Origin of the sequence: Bradyrhizobium diazoefficiens USDA 110, from assembly GCF_000011365.1 — a bacterium.
Classification (GTDB): domain Bacteria; phylum Pseudomonadota; class Alphaproteobacteria; order Rhizobiales; family Xanthobacteraceae; genus Bradyrhizobium; species Bradyrhizobium diazoefficiens.
In genome coordinates, this window is the sequence record NC_004463.1 from 1,676,094 (window position 1) to 1,694,655 (window position 18,562).

At 60.0% G+C, this 18,562-nt stretch carries 16 protein-coding genes and 2 pseudogenes; 12 read left to right on the forward strand and 6 right to left on the reverse strand.

The features are described from left to right. Positions 1 to 117: 117 nt before the first annotated feature. The 6 genes and pseudogenes from ruvC to BJA_RS42795 form a co-directional block, all read left to right on the forward strand. Positions 118 to 645 carry a crossover junction endodeoxyribonuclease RuvC gene (gene ruvC / locus BJA_RS07845; RefSeq protein WP_011084351.1) on the forward strand — a complete coding sequence of 176 codons (528 nt, stop codon included), beginning with the start codon at positions 118 to 120 and terminating at the stop codon, positions 643 to 645. 185 nt (positions 646 to 830) lie between these two features. Then, positions 831 to 1,448, forward strand: a complete 618-nt coding sequence (gene ruvA, locus BJA_RS07850) for a Holliday junction branch migration protein RuvA (RefSeq protein WP_011084352.1) — start codon at positions 831 to 833, stop codon at positions 1,446 to 1,448. A gap of 20 nt (positions 1,449 to 1,468) precedes the next feature. After that, positions 1,469 to 2,500, forward strand: a complete 1,032-nt coding sequence (gene ruvB / locus BJA_RS07855; RefSeq protein WP_171463833.1) for a Holliday junction branch migration DNA helicase RuvB — start codon at positions 1,469 to 1,471, stop codon at positions 2,498 to 2,500. 93 nt (positions 2,501 to 2,593) lie between these two features. After that, positions 2,594 to 3,463, forward strand: a complete 870-nt coding sequence (locus tag BJA_RS07860) for a DUF6869 domain-containing protein (RefSeq protein WP_011084354.1) — start codon at positions 2,594 to 2,596, stop codon at positions 3,461 to 3,463. Positions 3,464 to 3,548: 85 nt separating this feature from the next. Next, positions 3,549 to 4,466 carry a metallophosphoesterase gene (locus BJA_RS07865; protein ID WP_011084355.1) on the forward strand — a complete coding sequence of 306 codons (918 nt, stop codon included), beginning with the start codon at positions 3,549 to 3,551 and terminating at the stop codon, positions 4,464 to 4,466. Between the two features lie 39 nt (positions 4,467 to 4,505). Continuing rightward, positions 4,506 to 4,625: pseudogene (locus tag BJA_RS42795) on the forward strand (acyl-CoA thioester hydrolase); the annotation flags it as partial. On the opposite strand, the gene BJA_RS07875 reads toward BJA_RS42795, so the two are convergent. Next, positions 4,598 to 6,301: a recombinase family protein gene (locus BJA_RS07875; RefSeq protein ID WP_011084356.1), complete on the reverse strand. Its 1,704-nt coding sequence runs from the start codon at positions 6,299 to 6,301 to the stop codon at positions 4,598 to 4,600. The pseudogene BJA_RS42795 and the gene BJA_RS07875 sit on opposite strands and share 28 nt — an antisense overlap. A 1,661-nt stretch (positions 6,302 to 7,962) precedes the next feature. Between BJA_RS07875 and BJA_RS07880 the strand changes: the two genes are divergently transcribed. Beyond that, positions 7,963 to 9,098 (forward strand): IS3-like element ISBj3 family transposase gene (locus BJA_RS07880; RefSeq protein WP_085973330.1). Its coding sequence is split into 2 segments (ribosomal slippage): positions 7,963 to 8,221 and positions 8,221 to 9,098, totalling 1,137 coding nucleotides; the frame shifts between segments, so codons are not numbered across the junction. Here the strand turns inward: BJA_RS07880 and BJA_RS07885 are convergent. From BJA_RS07885 to BJA_RS07900, 4 genes are all read right to left on the reverse strand, one after another. Next, on the reverse strand, positions 9,095 to 9,331 hold the full coding sequence (locus BJA_RS07885) for a hypothetical protein (protein WP_018646715.1): 237 nt from the start codon (positions 9,329 to 9,331) through the stop codon (positions 9,095 to 9,097). The two genes, BJA_RS07880 and BJA_RS07885, sit on opposite strands and share 4 nt — an antisense overlap. 13 nt (positions 9,332 to 9,344) lie before the next feature. Continuing rightward, the gene (locus tag BJA_RS07890) at positions 9,345 to 9,758 is read right to left on the reverse strand and encodes a hypothetical protein (protein ID WP_011084360.1); all 414 of its coding nucleotides are present in this window, start codon (positions 9,756 to 9,758) and stop codon (positions 9,345 to 9,347) included. A gap of 669 nt (positions 9,759 to 10,427) precedes the next feature. Then, on the reverse strand, positions 10,428 to 11,462 hold the full coding sequence (locus BJA_RS07895) for an IS110 family transposase (RefSeq protein WP_011084361.1): 1,035 nt from the start codon (positions 11,460 to 11,462) through the stop codon (positions 10,428 to 10,430). A gap of 470 nt (positions 11,463 to 11,932) precedes the next feature. Beyond that, positions 11,933 to 12,136, reverse strand: a complete 204-nt coding sequence (locus BJA_RS07900; RefSeq protein WP_131233107.1) for a DUF6894 family protein — start codon at positions 12,134 to 12,136, stop codon at positions 11,933 to 11,935. Between the two features lie 471 nt (positions 12,137 to 12,607). Between BJA_RS07900 and BJA_RS07905 the strand changes: the two genes are divergently transcribed. The 3 genes from BJA_RS07905 to BJA_RS07910 all read left to right on the forward strand — a co-directional run bounded on the left by BJA_RS07905 (position 12,608) and on the right by BJA_RS07910 (position 13,576). Continuing rightward, positions 12,608 to 12,841, forward strand: coding sequence for a hypothetical protein (locus BJA_RS07905; protein WP_011084363.1), 234 nt, complete (start codon positions 12,608 to 12,610; stop codon positions 12,839 to 12,841). A 246-nt stretch (positions 12,842 to 13,087) separates the two neighbouring features. Then, positions 13,088 to 13,213 carry a hypothetical protein gene (locus BJA_RS43570; RefSeq protein WP_018646717.1) on the forward strand — a complete coding sequence of 42 codons (126 nt, stop codon included), beginning with the start codon at positions 13,088 to 13,090 and terminating at the stop codon, positions 13,211 to 13,213. A 177-nt stretch (positions 13,214 to 13,390) separates the two neighbouring features. Beyond that, the gene (locus BJA_RS07910; protein WP_063921390.1) at positions 13,391 to 13,576 is read left to right on the forward strand and encodes a hypothetical protein; all 186 of its coding nucleotides are present in this window, start codon (positions 13,391 to 13,393) and stop codon (positions 13,574 to 13,576) included. A 694-nt stretch (positions 13,577 to 14,270) separates the two neighbouring features. On the opposite strand, the gene BJA_RS07915 is transcribed toward BJA_RS07910, so the two are convergent. Continuing rightward, entirely contained in the window at positions 14,271 to 14,450 is a 180-nt protein-coding gene (locus tag BJA_RS07915) for a hypothetical protein (RefSeq protein WP_074077659.1), read from the reverse strand. A gap of 1,846 nt (positions 14,451 to 16,296) precedes the next feature. On the opposite strand from BJA_RS07915, the gene BJA_RS07920 reads away from it, so the two are divergent. Further along, positions 16,297 to 16,458, forward strand: a complete 162-nt coding sequence (locus BJA_RS07920) for a Flp family type IVb pilin (RefSeq protein ID WP_011084366.1) — start codon at positions 16,297 to 16,299, stop codon at positions 16,456 to 16,458. 928 nt (positions 16,459 to 17,386) lie between these two features. Then, positions 17,387 to 18,199: pseudogene (locus tag BJA_RS43965) on the forward strand (putative bifunctional diguanylate cyclase/phosphodiesterase); the annotation flags it as partial. Positions 18,200 to 18,562: the final 363 nt, after the last annotated feature.

The following is an 18,562-nucleotide window of genomic DNA, read 5'->3' on the forward strand; positions in this document are numbered from 1 at the left end:
CTTCGCGCGCATTCCGGCCTCTCCCCGCAAGCGGGGAGAGGCGAAGAGCGACACTTCCCCTGTTACTTCCGTTCTGTTTCTGTTTCCCCCGCCGCAGCCAGCCGCTATCACTGGCCCATGACTGCGCTCCCGATTCGTGGCCCCGTTCGCATCATCGGCATCGACCCTGGCCTGCGCCGTACCGGCTGGGGCGTGATCGAGGCTGAGGGCAACCGCCTGATCTATGTCGCCTGCGGTTCGGTGGAACCGCCGGACGACCTGCCGCTGTCCAGCCGCCTGCTCGCGATCCACGAAGGGCTCGCCTCTGTCCTGTCCGATCACAAGCCGATGGAAGCCGCCGTCGAGCAGACTTTTGTGAACAAGGACGGCGTTGCGACGCTGAAGCTCGGCCAGGCCCGGGGCGTCGCCATGCTGGCGCCCGCAATGTTCGGCATCAGCGTCGCCGAATATGCGCCGAACCAGGTGAAGAAGACTGTGGTCGGCGCCGGCCATGCCGACAAGCAACAGATCGCGATGATGCTGAAGATATTGCTGCCGAAGGCCGAACCGCCGTCAGCCGACGCTGCCGACGCGCTCGCCATCGCCATCACCCACGCCCATCACCGCCAGAGCACGGCGCTCAGGCTGAAGGTGGTGGGAGTTTAAGTTCGAGTCATGAGGCGCAACATGAGCCGCACGCACACTCTTCTCCCTCCCCCCTTGTGGGGGAGGGTTGGGGAGGGGGGCAGCCCCGGGCGCCGGCGTCTGTGGCTTACCCCCCTCCCGGATCGCCTTCGGCGATCCGACCTCCCCCACAAGGGGGGAGGTAACAAGAAGAGCGCTGCGCAATCATGATCGGCAAGCTGAAGGGCCTGATCGATTCCTACGGCGAGGATTTCGTCATCCTCGACGTCGGCGGCGTCGGCTACCAGGTGCATTGCTCGACGCGCACGCTGCAGCATCTGCCGTCGCCCGGCGAGGCCGCCGTGCTGTCGATCGAGACCTATGTCCGCGAGGACCAGATCAAGCTGTTCGGCTTCCGCACCGACCAGGAGCGTGAATGGTTTCGCCTGCTCCAGACCGTGCAGGGTGTCGGCGCCAAGGTCGCGCTCGCGGTGCTCGGCACGCTGGCGCCCTCCGACCTCGCCAATGCGATTGCGCTGCGCGACAAGGCCGCGGTGGCACGCACGCCGGGCGTCGGCCCCAAGGTGGCCGAGCGCATCGTGACCGAATTGAAGGACAAGGCGCCGGCCTTCGCCAATGTCGATCCCGCCGTGGTGCATCTTGCCGGTGCCGTCGACGACCAGCGCGCGCCGCGCCCGGTGGCGGATGCGATCTCCGCGCTGGTCAATCTCGGTTACGGCCAGCCGCAGGCCGCCGCGGCCATCGCGTCGGCCTCGCGCAGCGCCGGTGAAGGCGCCGAGACGGCGCAGCTCATTCGCCTCGGTCTGAAGGAACTCGCGAAGTGAGCGATCCCAAGGCCAACCGCATGGTCTCGCCAGAGCGCCGCAGCGACGATGTCGGCGACACCGCGCTGCGCCCGCAATCGCTGTCCGACTTCGTCGGCCAGCAGCAGGCGCGCAAGAACCTCTCGATCTTCATCGAGGCGGCGCGCAAGCGCGGCGAGGCGCTGGATCATGTGCTGTTCGTCGGGCCCCCCGGCCTCGGCAAGACCACGCTGGCGCAGATCGTGGCCAAGGAGCTCGGCGTCGGCTTCCGCGCCACGTCGGGTCCCGTGATTGCCAAGGCCGGCGACCTCGCCGCCCTGCTGACCAACCTCGAAGAGCGCGACGTGCTCTTCATCGACGAGATCCATCGCCTGAGCCCGGCGGTGGAAGAGGTGCTCTATCCCGCGATGGAGGATTTTCAGCTCGACCTCATCATCGGCGAGGGCCCGGCGGCGCGCTCGGTGAAGATCGAGCTGTCGAAGTTCACCCTCGTCGGCGCCACCACGCGTGCGGGCCTCCTCACCAATCCCTTGCGCGACCGTTTCGGCATTCCGGTCCGGCTGAATTTCTACACGATCGAGGAACTCGAAAGCATCGTCAGCCGTGGCGCGCGCGTGCTGAACGTCGGCATGAGCGCGGACGGCGCCAACGAGATCGCGCGCCGCGCCCGCGGCACGCCGCGCATTGCCGGGCGCCTGCTCCGGCGCGTGCGCGATTTTGCTTCCGCCGCGGATGCCGACACGATTGATCGCAAGATCGCCGATCACGCGCTGAGCGCGCTCGAGGTCGACGCCGCGGGCCTGGACGCCATGGACCGCCGCTACCTCACCACCATCGCAATGAACTATGGCGGCGGTCCCGTCGGTGTCGAGACGATGGCCGCAGCGCTCTCCGAGCCGCGCGATGCGATCGAGGACATCATCGAGCCCTATCTGATCCAGTGCGGCTATCTCCAGCGCACCCCGCGCGGCCGCCTGCTCACCTCGCACGCCTTCCGCCATCTCGGTCTCGCCGAACCCAATCGCGATGCGGCGCAGTTCGGCCTGTTCGGCACCGACGAAAGCGACGACTGATCGCCGAAGTCGATGAACCCGCAGGTTCCATCCCAGCACTAATCCGAACGCGCGGCGAACGGGATCGCCGTACACGGACTGGAGTGGGAAGGAATGGAGCCGACGGACGACACGAGGCTGCTCAAGACCATCGCGGCCGCGCCGCAGCTGCGCACGCCTGACGAAACCGAGGCGTTGCTGGATTCGATGCCGCTTGGCGAGCTGGCATCGATGTGGTGCGCGCTTCAGCGCGTCAGCCGTCGCGACCAGATCGGCAGCATCTGGGCCATCAAGGTCTATTTCGACCATCTGCCGCATCGCAAGCCGCAAGCCGCGCTCAATCTCGTGCTCGATGTGCTCAAGACCGAGGCCGACAAGCCGACGGTGATGCAGCTGAACGACAAGTTCCTGCTGGCGCTATTCTATGCGCATGGCAAGGAGATGATGGCGCGTGTCGAGCAGGAAGCCGCGCACAATGACAGGCTGCGCTGGCTGCTGGGCGGCGTGCATGTCGGTCCCGACGATCCCTTGATGTCGCGTATTGCAAGCCTGGCCGATCGCGAGGCGTGGCATGCCGACCATCTGGCGCAGCGCACGCCGCGCGAGCCGCTCGATTGCGCCAACATGTCGGTCGCCGAGCTCGCGCGCGCCTGGGTCGAGCAATATTCCAGATCCGAGCGCGACCAGGACGACAATCTGTTCGCGATCATGGATTTCGAGCGCGACCTGCGCGAGGACGATCCCGACAGGATGATCGACCTGATCCTGGAGATCCTCAAGATCGAGTCCAACCCGGTGCTGCTGTCGCTGCTGGCCGCCGGTCCCCTCGAAGACGTGATCAGCGTCGGGACGATCGACCGCATCGAGCGCGAGGCGCGCGCCGACGCACGTTTTCGCGACCTGCTCGGCGGCGTCTGGTACTACCGCGCGCCCGACGATTTGAAGGCGCGGCTGGATGCGCTTATCGGCGAGAGCCGATGGTAGCGCTTGTGCAGACGGTCTGCACAAGAGTACCCCAATTCCGCTTCAATCGGACCGCATCAAGACGCCGTAGCAGAAGCGGGCTTCCATGATCACGCGCCGTCATCTCATCCGTTCCTTCGGCGGCCTGTCCGCTCTCGGCTTCTCGACCGCCGCCTACGGCGTCGGTATCGAGCCCCACCGGCTCGGCGTCACCCGCTATCATCCGACCCCGCGGCAATGGCCGGCGGATCTGCCGCTCAAGATCGCCGTGATCGCCGACGTCCATGCCTGCGATCCCTGGATGTCGCTGGAGCGGATCGAGGCCATCGTCGACCGCGCCAATGGCCTGAACGCCGACCTCGTCGTGCTGCTCGGCGACTATGTCGCCGGTCTTCACCAGGTCACGCGCATCATTCCCGCGAAGGAATGGGCCAGGGTGCTCGCGGGCCTGAAAGCGCCGCTCGGCGTCCACGCCGTCATGGGTAATCACGATTATTGGGTGGACACGGCCGTGCAGCAGGCCGGGCATGGCCCGACGGTGGCGCATCGTGCGCTCGAGGCGGCCGGCATTCCCGTCTACGAGAACGACGCCGTGCGCCTCACCAAGGACGGCCGCCCGTTCTGGATCGCCGGCCTCGGCGATCAACTCGCTTTTCTGCCGGCGCGGCGCTTCCGGAGCACGGGGCGCTTCGGTGCCGACGATCTCACCGCGACGCTCGCCAAGGTCACGGACGATGCGCCAATCATCCTGCTCGCGCACGAGCCCAACATCGCGCCGCGCGTGCCCGCGCGCGTCGCGCTGCAACTGTCCGGCCACACCCATGGCGGCCAGGTTCGCCTGCTCGGCTGGTCGCCCGCCGTTCCGCGGCAGCACGGCCTCCGGCTCGCCTATGGTCATGTCAGGCTGAAATGCGACGTCATCATCTCCGGCGGCCTCGGTTGCAGCTTCATGCCGCTCCGTGTCGGCGTGCCGCCGGAGATCGTCGAGGTGACGCTGGGAAGGACGGGGCCGGCGGTGGCGTAACCCGCGCTTGCACGGCCGGCTGTTTTTGCGCAAAACGGGCTGGTTGCAAAAAGCGAAGAGGCTCGCGACGTGACTGCCCACCTCGACGGCGAGATCCGCGACGGCCGCCACCACATGCAGGTCCGCGTCTACTACGAGGACACGGATTTCTCTGACTTGACGTTATCATAGTAGACGAACGCACTGATCTCTCTCGTCTTGCGTCGATTTTCGGGGAAAAGATTCATGCTAGAAAGGGAAGCGCTGTTCAGGTACGGAGTATATTCGTAGGGCATCCGCTTGCGAACCGGATGCACCACGATGCTGTCGATCAAGTTGCGAAAGGCGACGCGGGTTTCGATGGCCTTCGGATTAATCCTCAGCGCGGTGACCAGTCTCTTGGCCTCCGAATGATATCGGTCACCGAACTTTGGATGGTCGAACGGGATCACGTTTTCGCTGCCACTACCCAGCAGCCGCAAGCGCTCCTTAACGGTTTCCCGTTCCACATCGCACTCATCGATCCGCTTGAGCAACTCATCCGGCTTGCGACGGCTGTTTGCGATGGCATATGACAAGCGTTCGATCTCAGTGGTCAACGTACGGAGTCTACGCTCTAAATTTGCGTGTTCGCTGTTCTTTTTCCGATCGTTCTTACGCTCCTCCTTCCAAGCACGCATCGCCTCTTCAATCGCTTTGGGCGAAAGCAATTTTAATTCCATTTTGCTTGAGACATCCTCAAGTAGCACGTCCATGTCAAAGCTCCGAGTGTGCTCACACGTGCCTCGTTGATGCGCATTGGCGCATGCGGCGCGCGGAGCGCCATTCCTGGAGGATTGAGCGATTCGCATATTCCCGTTGCAGACACCACACCGGAGGACCCCAGCAAGTGGGTGCTCATTATTGCGCGGGATCACAGGACGGCGCCGCGGCTTGCCCGTCGGTCCGAACATATGGATGGCGCGGCCGCTGCGAACCTTCTGCGCCCTGTCCCAAAGCACTTGCGGAACAATCCGCAACTCGGGCTTCTTGACAATGATGTGCCGGTCGTCCGGATTGCGGCGTTTCTGTTTCTTCTGCGTTTCCGGGTTCAGAATTGTTGATCGAACGTTCCAATGTATTTCGCCGATATACAGCTCGTTGCCGATAATGCCGCGACCGTGGCGACCGCCAGTTATGCACTGATGATTCCAGGTCGTGCGACCAGCCTTGTTCTTGTGACGGGTGGCGCCAGGCGAGGGCAAGCCTTGGCGCGTGAGATCGGCCGCAATATCTCGGGTTGAACGCCCCGATACATATTCGGTGAAGATGCGGACCACGATCTTCGCTTCGTTCTCATCGATCACGCGCTCACCGGGCGCGCCCGGCCTTGGCCGGTAACCGTAAGCGTATGAGCCAGGAATTCTTCCACTAGCGACAGCATTATCATGGCCACGCCGAACCTTGTCGGCGAGCTGCGGCTTATAAATCGTGTTGTAGAGACTTGCGATGCTGATGTCGGTGGCAGTCGCGTAAACGCCTTTCTGATCCATCAGCTCAACGCCATTGAACTCGAAAACTTGCTTGAGACGCTGGATGGTTGCGGGATCGCGCGACAGGCGATCGAAATGCTCAACGATCACAACATCAAAATCATGGTTTCGCACGCCATTGAGCAATTGCTGATAGCCGTCCCTCGCATTTTCGGTTAGGCCAGACTTCGCGGCATCAACAAATGCACCGATGACATCTAGGTCGTTGCGTGCCGCGATCTTCCGGCAGAGCAATAGCTGACCGTCAATCGAGGTCGCCTTTTGCATGTCGCTCGAATAGCGGGCGTATAACACGGCCCTCTTTTTTATTGGCCTCGTCATCATGCCCTTCCTCCTTTTGGCTGCTCCAAACCGTCGTTTTCGTCTCGTGCAATCTGCCGTCCGATGGCGCGCGCCAGCTCAAGCCAAACTTCCTCATTGTCAGGATTATCCCAACCCTGAGGGTGGGAAGGATCAAGCGGTCGGATGATCGCCTTCTGCCTCCGAGGCGATCGGATTCGAGTACGCATATGGACCGACCGGCAAACGTTAACGTAAATTGTCGCCCAGCGCGATAGCTGGGCTGTGATCACTTGCGGCGCCTGCTTCTGTTATTCGGAGCGTCGATCGCGCCGGCAGACACCCCCCGCTGATTTCACAATTTTCGTCGGCGTGGTGTTCAGGTTCAGATCGTCCTTCAACCACATCTTTCGTCAGCCTTGGCCGTGCGCCGACAGAAATCACAGAAGGTCCACACTTGACGTTTGCCTCTGGAGTGCTCACGGAAGTCTCGATCTGAGTAATTGTGGGTCCAATCATGTTGACCGCTGCAGCGGTTAATGAAAATGAGAGTTTTCTGGTGTCGCGGTGCTCCACATCGGGCGTTAGCGCATTCCTGCGATACCGGTCGTAGGCGAGAGAATTCTTGCCAAACAAGGCGGAGTAAAAAAACTTGCGCCTGACGGCGACGAAAGTCCGATGCCCGTGTCCATATTTAGCGGTGCAGTTATCCGCTCCGTCTGATGCCAGCGGTTGCCGCAGACGAGACGGCTTCATTGATCAGTGAAATCCGGCGGTCGGCCGACAAATCGTGGCGCACGACGCTAGATGCGGTTGTCCTGATCTGAGTATACGCACGGAGGAATTGCTGAGACGCCGCCTGTTTTAGCCACTACCTTCGACGCTTGGGGAGATATGGAAGACCACAAGGGAGGCCTTCTTCGGCCGGTGCCGCAAAATGCGGTGGAGTCTGAAAAGACAATCTTTTTGCAGGAGCCCATCCAATCGCGAAAATTTTCCACGAACCGGCCTCGCAAGCGCTGATCTTCACCGTGGAAACGCGTCTGATGGGCGATGCGGCGGCTTGTTGCTCCCGGTGGATTGCGTTGCTTCAATCCTTGTCGTCTCCGAGGAAGCGCAGGTCAGCAGATAATCGTTCGCCGCCTTCTGATCGTCGCCCGAACCAAGGAGCCGATTGGCCGCCGGCAGGGCACTCACAGCGGTGAGCGAGTAAGCAGTACCTGCTCTCCATTGTCCCCCACGTCCTCTATACAAGCCTTATTGCCGGCCTGGTCGGCGTGTTCTACTGGGGTCTCCCCGGACTCTGACACCATTGATTGGTGTGCTGTTCCCGGAAGTGGTGCGAGTGACTGTCTTCGTCGCCTCCGCCATCACGGGCGTCCTGACGCTGCGAGTTGAACCGACTAACGGGTAGTGTCTCAGTTTGAAATTTAGCGAGACTTTGTCGGGGGGCGCGGATGAAAAAGAGGAACTTTCTCAGTGACCGTCAATCTCGCGCATGAGCAGGTAGCGCCGTAGCACTGCCGCCGCCTCCTGCTCTGAGACTCCGCTCGTTTGCTTGCTGGGCTGGCCGTCGATGATCGGCGAGTAGGCTGCCGCCTGCCTGACCGCGTGAAGGTAGAGCTGGCTCCGGAAATCTGGACAGGGCGGTAAGTGGAGTTTCTGCCTGACGGCGGGCAAGATTGTCCCGCGAATCAGGAGAGACGATGAGCAGACGAGCCCGCCGGCAACACGCACCGGCATTCAAGGCCAAGGTGGCGTTAGCGGCGATCAAGGGCGAGATGACGCTGGCCCAGCTGGCTGAGCATTTCGACGTGCACCCGAACCAGATCACGCAGTGGAAGTCCCAGCTTCAGGAGGCGGCGGCCGAGGTGTTTGGTCCTGGCGGTGGCAACAGAGCGAGCGAGTCCGCGGTAGACGTGAAAACGCTGCACGCCAAGATCGGGGAGCTGACGCTTGAGAACGATTTTTTAGAAGGCGCGCTCAGCAAAGCCGGCCTGCTGAGCGCAAAGCGATGATCGACCGTGAGCACGACCTGCCGATCACCAAACAGGCGGAAGTTTTGAAGATCAGCCGTGGCAGTATCTATTATCTACCACGTCCGGTGTCGCCCGCCGACCTCGCGATCATGCAGCGGCTTGACCGGCTGCACCTGGAGTTTCCTTTCGCCGGTTCGCGAATGTTGCGAGACCTGCTGGCTGCCGAGGGGTGCAAGATCGGCCGCCGGCATGTCAAAACGCTGATGCGGCGGATGGGGATAGAGGCGCTCTATCGCCGGCCGCGTACCACCAAGCCCGAACCCGGGCACAAGATCTATCCGTATCTGCTGCGCGGGATGGAGATCACAGGCCCGAACCAGGTCTGGGCGATGGACATCACCTACATCCCGATGGCGCGCGGCTTCGTCTATCTCGCGGTGGTGCTGGACTGGTTCAGCCGCCGGGTGCTGTCGTGGCGCGTCTCGATCACTATGGAAGCCGCATTCTGCGTCGAGACGCTGGAGGACGCTCTCGCTCGCCATGGCAAGCCGGACATCTTCAATACCGACCAAGGCTCGCAGTTCACGGGCGCCGCGTTCACCGGCATGCTCGCCAGTCATGGCATCGCCATCAGCATGGACGGTCGGGGCGCCTGGCGCGACAACGTGTTCGTCGAGCGTCTGTGGCGCAGCATCAAATACGAAGAGGTCTATCTGCGCGCCTACGACACCGTGTCCGACGCCCGCGCCTCGATCGGCCGATACCTCGCCTTTTACAATGGCCGGCGTCCCCACTCGAGCCTTGACGGCGGCACCCCCGATCAAGCTTACTTCAGCCCGCTGCCGTTCCGCGCGGCAGCCTAACTCTGGCAGAAACTCCACTTATCGACGCGGAATTGCTGTTCAGATAACCGGGGCCAGCTCTGGTGCCGCATCTCGTCATCGGTCATGCGCCGGTTGAAGTAGAAGCAAAGCGTCTTCTCGCTTTCGGCATCGCGGCCAGCGGCGGGGCAGCGCAGCGGCTCCTGTTTCGCGCCGCTGACAAGCCGCAGCGCGGGCCCGGGGTGCGGTGTTCCGGTCTTGGGGGTGTCGGACACGGGACGATCTCTCTCAACGTGTGGGTGAGGCTACGGGCGGAGTTTTGGGCAGGCGGCAGGCGCGCTTCTCCGCATCCACGGCGATCGCCGAGAGCGTTTCGTTCTGATCAATGAGAAGAGAGATCGCCTTCGTCGCCCAGTCCTCGTAGGTCAGGGTGCCGGTTTCCCACAAGAAGACAAGCGCGCGGGCGACCGCGTTATGGCGGGATAGTTCCTGCAGCTTGCAGAAAAGCTCGGCGTTCATTTGTACGGGCATGATCTTCTCTTCGTCAGTGTCGGGGTTTTCAGTCGACACTAGTCCAAGCAATGCCGGCTCGAGTCTGTCGGCGCGATCTTTCGTGATCTCACGTTCGGCACGCGACACGCGCTCACCGAGTTCGCCGAGGGCTTTTCGCTGCCTAGCGAGCTGCTTCTGCAGATACGCCATGCTGATCTATGCTCGCTCTGCTTTGTCATCGCGGGCGATCCTGCGTCAGTCGTCGGTGTGTGAGCCGAGTATGCGGAGCCGGAGCATCTCCTTCGTTTCTGCCATCGTTTCGGGGCATTTAACACCACAACCGGTTCCATAATCGGCGCCGATGGGCCACCTTTTGCCGTCTTTCTGCATGATCGGCGGAGGGTTAATAAACCCGGGTGGCGCTCACCCTCATCTGGCGGTCCTTGCAGTTTTTCCAGTTGCGCCGGGTCCCAACGAAATCCCTTCAGGCGATAGGGCGGCGCGCGCGGGATTTCGGAGGCACAATGGTGGACCCAGTAGCTGCAACTCTCTGGTGCTTTTCGTGGTCTGTTTCAAAAACCGCTTGCATCTCGCGGGGCGTCCACAGATGGGTTCACGGCCTTCTGTAATGGGCCCGATGATGTCAAGCCTCCCGAGTGAACGTCTCGTCGCCGAGCTCATGCTTCTGTCCGTGGTCAACGCCTGGCCGCCACATCATGCTGTCAGAGGGAGCGGTGAGCCTATCTAGATGCGCGGGGTTCGTCAGATGACGACCACTGGCCGTGTAACGGCTTCACCGGATCCACCGTCCCGGCGACGGGACTTCGGGCACCGAGCTTCAGTTCAGCTCGGTTGCGTTCTTGATCTCCTAGACGTTTTCTATGCTGCGATCGGGCCGGCGTCAGTCCATCGGTAAGTTGTGCCGTCGATCCAGATCCGATGCAGGATCACTGCGAGCTTGCGTGCCAGGGCGACCTTTGCGCGCTTTGAGCCTCGCCGCTTGGCGACGTCCATCCCCCAGCGCTTGAGTTTTGAGAACCGCGTGATGCGCGACAGCAGAACATTGGCGGCTTCATACAACACCGTGCGCACCGTCTCGTCGCCGGCCAACGTGATCCCGCCTGTGACGTCCTTTTCTCCCGATTGATATTTCTTTGGCGTAAGCCCGAACAGCGCGCCTGCCGCCTTCGATTTTACGATGCGATGAGGGGCATCAATCGCCGATTTGTAGGTAACAGCCACCAGGGGGCCAACGCCCGGTACTGTCATCAGCCGGCGACAGACTGCATCGTCACGCACAATTGCCAGTACAGCCTTGTGCAGCCTTCCGTACTCTGCCTTCAAGGCCGATCGTGCCGAAAGCATCGCACTGGCAATACGCTCCAATGTCGCTTGCCCCGCAACCAACTCTCGGATCCGCGCTTCGAAACTCCTCCGCGTCACCGGGCCAACCTTCAGCCCGAAGCCGCGCAAAATCCCTCGGATACTTAATTCCACATCGATAAGTCGCCCGAGAAGCTGTTTGCGTGCGATCAGGAGTGCCCGGATCTCCTGGGCGCCGACCGACTTCGCGTGTACCGGCTGGAACCATCCCATCCGGATCAACTGGGCGATCCCGCGGGCATCCTTGCGATCAGTCTTCACCGTCATTGCAGACAATGCGGCCTTAACATGTCGCGTCTCGAGCAGGACTGCCTCGAGCCCCGCTCCTTTCAAGCCTGCATGCAGCCATTGCGACAGCGGCCCCGCTTCCAGCCCAATTCGCTTTGCTGCAAAGCCAAGCCTCTCGAAAAACTCGACTAAGGCGTCGGGTTCGCTCGCGACCTTCGCTTCCTTCAGGATCTTACCCTGGGCATCCACAACGCACACGCTCGACAGTTCCAATGACACGTCGATTCCGGCATAGTTCTCCACGGCTGTCCTCCGTCTCTAGATGCTTGGGGCCGACTCAAGTCGTGACCCCGTTTCATCATCTATCGGGGGACAGCCACCATCATGACCCCTTGCTCGAAGCAGGGCCCATTACGGCATCTAGTTCTACTTGGTGGGAAACAGGCTCTCCACGATTCGAAAGTCAGAAAGTTATTCGTCACGCAATCGCGCGAGACATCGGCACGACCACGCCGTCCGCAGCGCGCTTGCCATCGCAGAACGCGGCCCAATCAGCCATCATCGTGCGCCGCTTCGACCGCGCCGATATAGGTCTTGATGGACATGGTGCAATCGGGGTTCTTCGAAATCGTGCCTGACGGTGGCGTTGCAGGCAAGTCTAACTAGGGAAAACGAGCCCTCCCTCAATCGGCTCGGTGGTCCCACAACTCGGGGCGGCTGCCCCGGCAGATGATACGTCAGTAGTGGCCGAGACGTCTGATTTGGAAGCGCTGTCACACGCTTACGTAATAGGCCTCACCTCGGTCCCTGCGTGTAACGACCACGCAGGTTGTACCCCGCAGCAGAGGTTGAGCACTCGCCAGATCTTTTGCTAAGCGTTCTGCCGCACGGAAGGCTTGCAGCTCGTCTTCGAATGCTAACCCGCCGGGGTCGTCGACATTCTGCTTGCCTGCCAGATTAAAGTAGAAACGGGCCATTCGTTCGCTTCGTTGCCCCACGGGAATAATGATAGTATTGGGCAATTAAGCAGAAGTTCTCTGATGTAGGGCCTCATGATGCCGAAATTCTGCGAATGATTGGCAAAATGCGAAGCGCTTCCGTGCGTGGGCTTTGGAACGGATTGAGCCCGCACGAATTGCTGCCGACGCCGAGAACGCCTCGTTCTATGGTCCAGAGATGCAGTGCTATTTGTTCTGCTCGGCTGCGCTGGCCGAAACCGCTGCAAAGCGGATGCTGCGTCCTATCGGCTGGCGAAGGCTGTCTGCCAAGACGTCACCACGTTTCATGGCACAGAGCGAGATACGTTATCGATCGGATTCCACGGGGCGCGACAACACGGCCGGACCCAAGCTGATTGAGCAGAAAGACGGCGGATCACAACCATCAAACGCTGCTAAGCGTCATGGTTGCAATGCTAAAGTGCCTCGCCGACCGGCTGGGGGAACAACGTGGTTAAGGCAATTCGTAACACCGTCATGGCACTTACTTTTGTCGGCGTCGCCGGCAGCAACATGTTTTGGAATTTCATGAATGATTATATCGCCTGCGGCCTTGCGCTGGCGGCTTCAGTCACCGCCGGCTTTTGCGTTGAGCGCGTCTTCATCGAGCGGTCCCGTCGCGAGATGATCCGCCTCCACGGCGCGGACTGGCATTCGGCGGAGGACCGACAGCCCGGCGCATGAACGCCACTCCTCGCACGCTCGTCATCTTCATCATTGGATTCTTCGCATTCGATCCCAGGGACCTGCCCTGATGACAAAGCCGTCCCAGCCATTCCGGATCGCTCGCGTCGAGCGGCTAGTGGAGCTGCTTGAGGCAGACTACAGAATGGCAGTTGATCCGAATACCAGTGAGAGCAACACGAAATCGGAGGCGTCCGATCCGGAGGTGCTTGATTGCCAAGTGCTACCCGGTCCTGATCCAGGAGGATGCGAGCAGGCGCCTTCGTTGCGAGCGAACCCTACGGCATGGAGGTCTCGACCAAGGCGGTCGGCACGCCCGAGGAAGCGATAACGATCTGGAACGGCGACCGCCACAAGCTGACCCCGACGTAATCGAGCTACGCAATGACCAAGGGGCCGCGCTTGGCTAGAGCTGGTTTGTGCAGCAGCGCCAGGAGTGGATTCGGAAACCTTGCGCGTGTTCGGCTTCATCAACCGCGAGCACAAAGTCAAAATCTCGACGCCGCAGGGCTCGAGCGACGTGCAGTTGTTTCAGCGCGGCGTTCGGGCGTGATATATTTCAGCACTTCCGCCAAGCGCTACCAGCCGGTGATCGAGTTTGCCTCCGGCATCGAGCCGGTGCAGCTGAGAAGGAGAGACGACCGTCAAGGCGCCGCGTTCGTCGAGAGAGTTGGCCGTCAGGGCGATGTGGACGGACTGCAAGTGATCCTTGGTCTTGGGCATGAGGAGCAGTGATAAGCGCTTCCTCCTTGGGCCACGTGACCTGGTTATCCACGCCGATCTGGAGAGGTGGGAGCCGTTGCGGACGCAGAGTGTTTCCGGCAACACTCCTGCTCGGCTTCCTCGGGGGCGTACTCTGAGGCGTCGCCGTCAAGCAGCGCGAAAAAGCGCGCGGGCAGCTCACACTCCCGAGCCAGCCGGCGAAAGTACTCTTGAGTAAACGACATTTCGCCCAATGCCGGCCCGCCCATCCGGTTGCGGTCAGGATCGAAATCCACTTCGCGCCCCATTGAGAGGAGCGAGACAGCTTCCCTTGGTACAAAATAGGCGCGCCGCTTTTCTCCGTTGCGGTGGTAGACTAGGCCTGCACCAATGGGCCTCACAACTCGCCGGCGCGGCGACGGCATTGCTTGCTGGCGTTGCCGTCGCAAATGCGAGCCACTGCTCTCGCAAGAATGTGCTCGGCACGTCGCGCGTGATCGCTGTCGATGCGAAGGAATATCCACGCGTCGGGCGACGCGCGATACGCCAAGCTCGATGCCGGTCTGAACCCTCAAAGTTCCGGCTATAAAATAGGAGCCTCGCCCCTATGGAGATAGGGGCGAGGCTGCTCCCTGCCCCCGGCGGGAGCCGCGCTGCAAAGAACAGCGCGCTACGGCGCAACGTTCGTTTCCCTCCGGGGCTGGTCGTTCGGTGGGCCGACAGAGACTCACGCGCGTTCCGATTTTCGGTCCTCGGCGGCTCTTACGACGTTGCGCAACGCAATTTCAGAAAGGCGAATAACCAGCTGTTTGAGACGAGCAATCTGTTGCTTGCAGTGCTCCAGTTCGAGCTGTTCGTCCGTCATCACAGATACTTCATGGCGATTTCCGTTGTCGTCATGATTCATATCGAACCTTTTCCGAGCAAGTGAGTACGAACGAAGAGTTTCCCTGTGCTCGCCAACCATTAATAGTCAAATCAGGGCGGCGGCGACAAACACAGCACGGGACGTACGAACGATCCCGTTACTCGCCCGAGCGTGTTGCTTCGGCCACAGATTTGAACGTTATGTACAAAATATCGTCCGCTCGGCTATGACTCTCGTGCTTTACGCAGCGGTCGCATCGCATTCTCCCCCATTAGAAGCTCGGAATCGCGCCCATGCCCCTTTTCCGGATATTGAATGAGACCTATTGCAAAATGCCTCGACACCGGAACTCTACTTTAACGCTGTACTGCGCCGAATTCGCATGCGGGATGCTATCAAGGCCTCTATCGCTTTGGTGCTTCCATCTCGGAGGGGGCGGGCACTTCCAAGCCCGGCGCAGCAGAACCTTGAAAACGTATTGATCAAATCTAGAAACTTATTGGGCGTCAGTTGCGATCGCAAACGCGACCGTCATTAACGAGAGGTGTGTGGGGTGTGCATCGAGATTGTTTGTTCCTGAATAGTGGCGAAGCTCCGCTTGACGATTATTCTCGAGCTTTCGAGCGAGCAGTACCTAATTATTCTAACACTGTGAGCGCGCTCGCCGAGCTGCGCTCGATTGAAACCCGGAGGCGCCATTCAACCCAGCCCAGCGCTTAAGTATTCATTACATTGGCCTCGGATTCTTGCGCTTGCAGCTAGCTTGATCAGTGGGTCGGCATAGTTTGCTGATCTGGAGGCTTGTTTGACATTCGGCAGTTGGCGCGAGTGGCAGCGGGGCAAACGGTCGACTGTCAGGCAACATCGGCAACCGTTCAGACGGGCGCCTTCCTGCCGATAACAGAGACGCAACTGCGCAGCAGGCCGAAACCACAAAAATGGTCGATCGCTTAGCCCTTCTCGCGACGGTACTGATCACTCCATCAAAGCTGGTCTCGATCTGTAAAGACGGAGTGGCAGATTGGGGAAGCACTTGTCGGATCGATGTAGCCAAGCTGAGAAACGTTGTCGCGATTGCGGAAGCTGGCGATAAGAGAAGTTCACTTCCTCGATGAAGTCGACGCTTCGGCGACCAACATGTGCCATCATAAAGCGGATCGCCGGCCGGTTTGACCACCTGCAATCTGCTACGGGCCTGTTCGGCTGCCTATTGCAATTATCGCCTGATCCGGTCGTCCGGCCATGAATGCACGGTGGCGGCGTCTCTGATCCTAAGGAAGCCTAGCGATCTGGTGAAGACGAACCGCCGGGACGCTGTTTCTCGCCCGAGTGCTACTCGCCGGCGAGGAAGCGTCCGGTCCCTGCACGTCGCGCAGCTCTGACAAGATTTCCCCAGCTTCCACGGCAGCAGTTCAACGAGGACGGTTGATCGAGTGTTCCGTCAACCATGCGGGGGTGACGGGTCATGCAGGTAGGCGGAGCCCAAACTCCCTAGCGTGCAGGTTTATGGCCACTGCCGAACTATCCCGAACCGTTCTCCAGGAGATATTGTGAGAGCACACGATGATCCCGATACTCTGCGGGAAATCCTTAGAAGGCCAGCAGGGGGCCTATCCTCGACCGGGCATCCGACCGCGCGGCCGTGTTCGGCGCGATACTCCTCGGGCGAGATGTCGATCGCCAACGCCGAGATCGCCACCTGCACCCGCCTGAGACTAGTAACTGGACGACGAGAGGTTCACCGCGACTTTGCAAAGTGTGCGCGTATTTGTACGTTCCGTACAAAGTTTTGGCGCCACACCAAACGGATTCTCGAATGAGATTCTGCCGGCTTTAACAAATTGCCGGTAAATCCCGAGCGTTAGATCTTAGAAGGGCACGCACCGTGAAAACGCTAGTACACTTTTTACGCGATGAGTCCGGGGCTACTGCCATAGAATATGGGCTGATAGCGGCGGGTATTTCGCTTGCAATCATCGCGGTCGTGAATGGGCTAGGCACTAAACTCAATACGAAATTCGCTTCGATCAGCAGCTCTCTGAAATAATCAAAAGCCGCCTCCCTTGGCGACCTCTTTTCTCCACCGCATGTGCAAGAACAGCTCTAGTCAGAGGCGAGCTAGTTCTCTGAATTCGGCGGAACTTGAGAATTGGTGCGGCGAGGGGGTGAACGGATCGTCTCGATGCTGCTGCTCGGAAATTCTTGTTTTAGCGAAAGACACCTGGATGAGTCTTTTGGTCGTCGGCAGATTTGCCAATCAATCGAAAGTGGTCCTTGAGGCATTTCAGTCCGTGACGGCCTGTTTCTCCCGCTTTGTCTCGGCTCGAGGGTCGATCCGAATTGCGATCTTGTGCTTTTGTCTTGCGATGAGCGCGATCGCAGTGAGCCTCGGAGGGTATTCCGTCCTTGGTATCCGGCACGCAGGCGACCTGGTTGCGCGGACTTTCGATGAGTCCTTGATGTCGATCAACTACGCACGTGCGGCTGGTGCCGATTTTGCCGCGATGCGCGTGGCATCTTCACACGTCACAAGGCAGCCGTCGGCCCGTCCTCGACTAGATGATGAAATCGACAAGCTGGCGAAGACGCTTTCGGAAGATGTCACTATTGCGGCTGAAAGGTCGCAATCAGCGCGAGCTGCGAAGGCAGCCGCAAAAGTTAAAGAAGCTGCAAACGCCTGGGTCGCGATTCATCGCCGTCGCTTTCAAGCTGATGGCACCGGGAATAATGAAGCGAGCGCTCGGGAAATCGATGACGTTGACCAGCTCTCAAACGTCGTAAATCAGCAGATTGAATTGCTGGTGAACTATACGGCCGGGGATGGTTTTCTATTCCGTCAGCGAGCCCTTGCCGCGATCAAACGGGATCTGCAACTGAATGTGGTGGCGCTGACCGTTGCGCTCCTTCTGTCCGGGCTTTTTTCGTGGTTGCTGGCACGGCGGATTATCGGGCCTGTCGCCATTGCGTCGAAAGCGGCAAGTTTGCAGAGCCGCCGCGCGCTCGAACTCGATCTTCGCGAGGCCATGGACAAGGACGAGTTCACTCTGTTCTATCAACCCATTTATGACCTGCGGATGGACCGGATCAGCGGCTTCGAAGCATTATTGCGCTGGCCTCATCCGAAGCGTGGCCTGGTGCCACCCGACCAATTCATTCCCATTGCAGAAGACATCGGTCTCATCACTCCACTGGGTGAGTGGGTTCTCAACCGCGCCTGCGAGCAGGCGGCCGGTTGGCCGAGCGAGCTCAAGATTGCCGTCAATGTCTCGGCGACTCAGATTCGGGATCCAAGATTTGCAGAGGTTATCGCCAACGCGCTTGATGCTTCAACGCTGGCCCCGCACCGGCTCGAATTGGAAATCACGGAGTCTGTTCTCCTTGGAAACAGCGCCGAGACGGTTGCAACACTGCACAAGCTGAAGGCGCAGGGGCTGAGCATCGCCTTAGATGATTTTGGTACTGGATACTCCTCGCTGAGCTATCTGCGCAGCTTCCCCTTTGACAAGCTCAAGATCGATCAGTCATTCGTCCGTGATGCAACAGCGACAAATGGATCTAAATTAATCGTAAGAGCCATTACCAGCCTTGGAAGAAGCCTTGGCATAACAATAACGGCGGAGGGGGTCGAGACGATTGAACAGTTGGATCAAATAAGGGCGGAAGGGTGCAACGAGGCGCAGGGATTCCTATTCAGCCGCCCGGTCCCTGCTACCGAGATCGCATCAACGATCCTGAATCTGAGAGGCGGCCTCGCGAGACGTCATTTAAGCGGTGCGATGACCGGCTAAGACGAACCAGGACTTTCCTGAGTGTTGTTCGGTCCTGAGTTCGCTCTCGCCGTTGGGTTTCAATGCGTTCAGGATCCACATGGTGCGTCGACATGTTAGCAACCGAGCCACAAAGGTTCCGATCGTCGGGCGCGATCATAATCAACGGCGCTATCAGCGCGCCGCAGCTCCTGCCTACGGTTTTGTTGAGCGCTCTGAAATGAAACTCATCGAGGGCTTCCATTATAATGTCACACGGGCCCACTTCATCAATTGTTGGCGCGCCCCAGTCATGGAGGCGCAAGGGTTCTCTGAAGGAGATTTCGATTAATCGCCAGCATCCGATACTTGCTATTAAGGCTTTTTTTCCGGGGTTGCCATATA

Bases quoted from the DNA above. Each gene is read 5' to 3' on its own strand.
- BJA_RS07915 (WP_074077659.1), bottom strand. From the start codon at position 14,450: ATGAATCATGACGACAACGGAAATCGCCATGAAGTATCTGTGATGACG.
- ruvA (WP_011084352.1), top strand. From the start codon at position 831: ATGATCGGCAAGCTGAAGGGCCTGATCGATTCCTACGGCGAGGATTTC.
- BJA_RS07900 (WP_131233107.1), bottom strand. From the start codon at position 12,136: ATGGCCCGTTTCTACTTTAATCTGGCAGGCAAGCAGAATGTCGACGAC.
- BJA_RS07890 (WP_011084360.1), bottom strand. From the start codon at position 9,758: ATGGCGTATCTGCAGAAGCAGCTCGCTAGGCAGCGAAAAGCCCTCGGC.
- BJA_RS07860 (WP_011084354.1), top strand. From the start codon at position 2,594: ATGGAGCCGACGGACGACACGAGGCTGCTCAAGACCATCGCGGCCGCG.
- BJA_RS43570 (WP_018646717.1), top strand. From the start codon at position 13,088: ATGCGAGCAGGCGCCTTCGTTGCGAGCGAACCCTACGGCATGGAGGTC.
- BJA_RS07875 (WP_011084356.1), bottom strand. From the start codon at position 6,301: ATGATGACGAGGCCAATAAAAAAGAGGGCCGTGTTATACGCCCGCTAT.
- ruvC (WP_011084351.1), top strand. From the start codon at position 118: ATGACTGCGCTCCCGATTCGTGGCCCCGTTCGCATCATCGGCATCGAC.
- ruvB (WP_171463833.1), top strand. From the start codon at position 1,469: ATGGTCTCGCCAGAGCGCCGCAGCGACGATGTCGGCGACACCGCGCTG.
- BJA_RS07865 (WP_011084355.1), top strand. From the start codon at position 3,549: ATGATCACGCGCCGTCATCTCATCCGTTCCTTCGGCGGCCTGTCCGCT.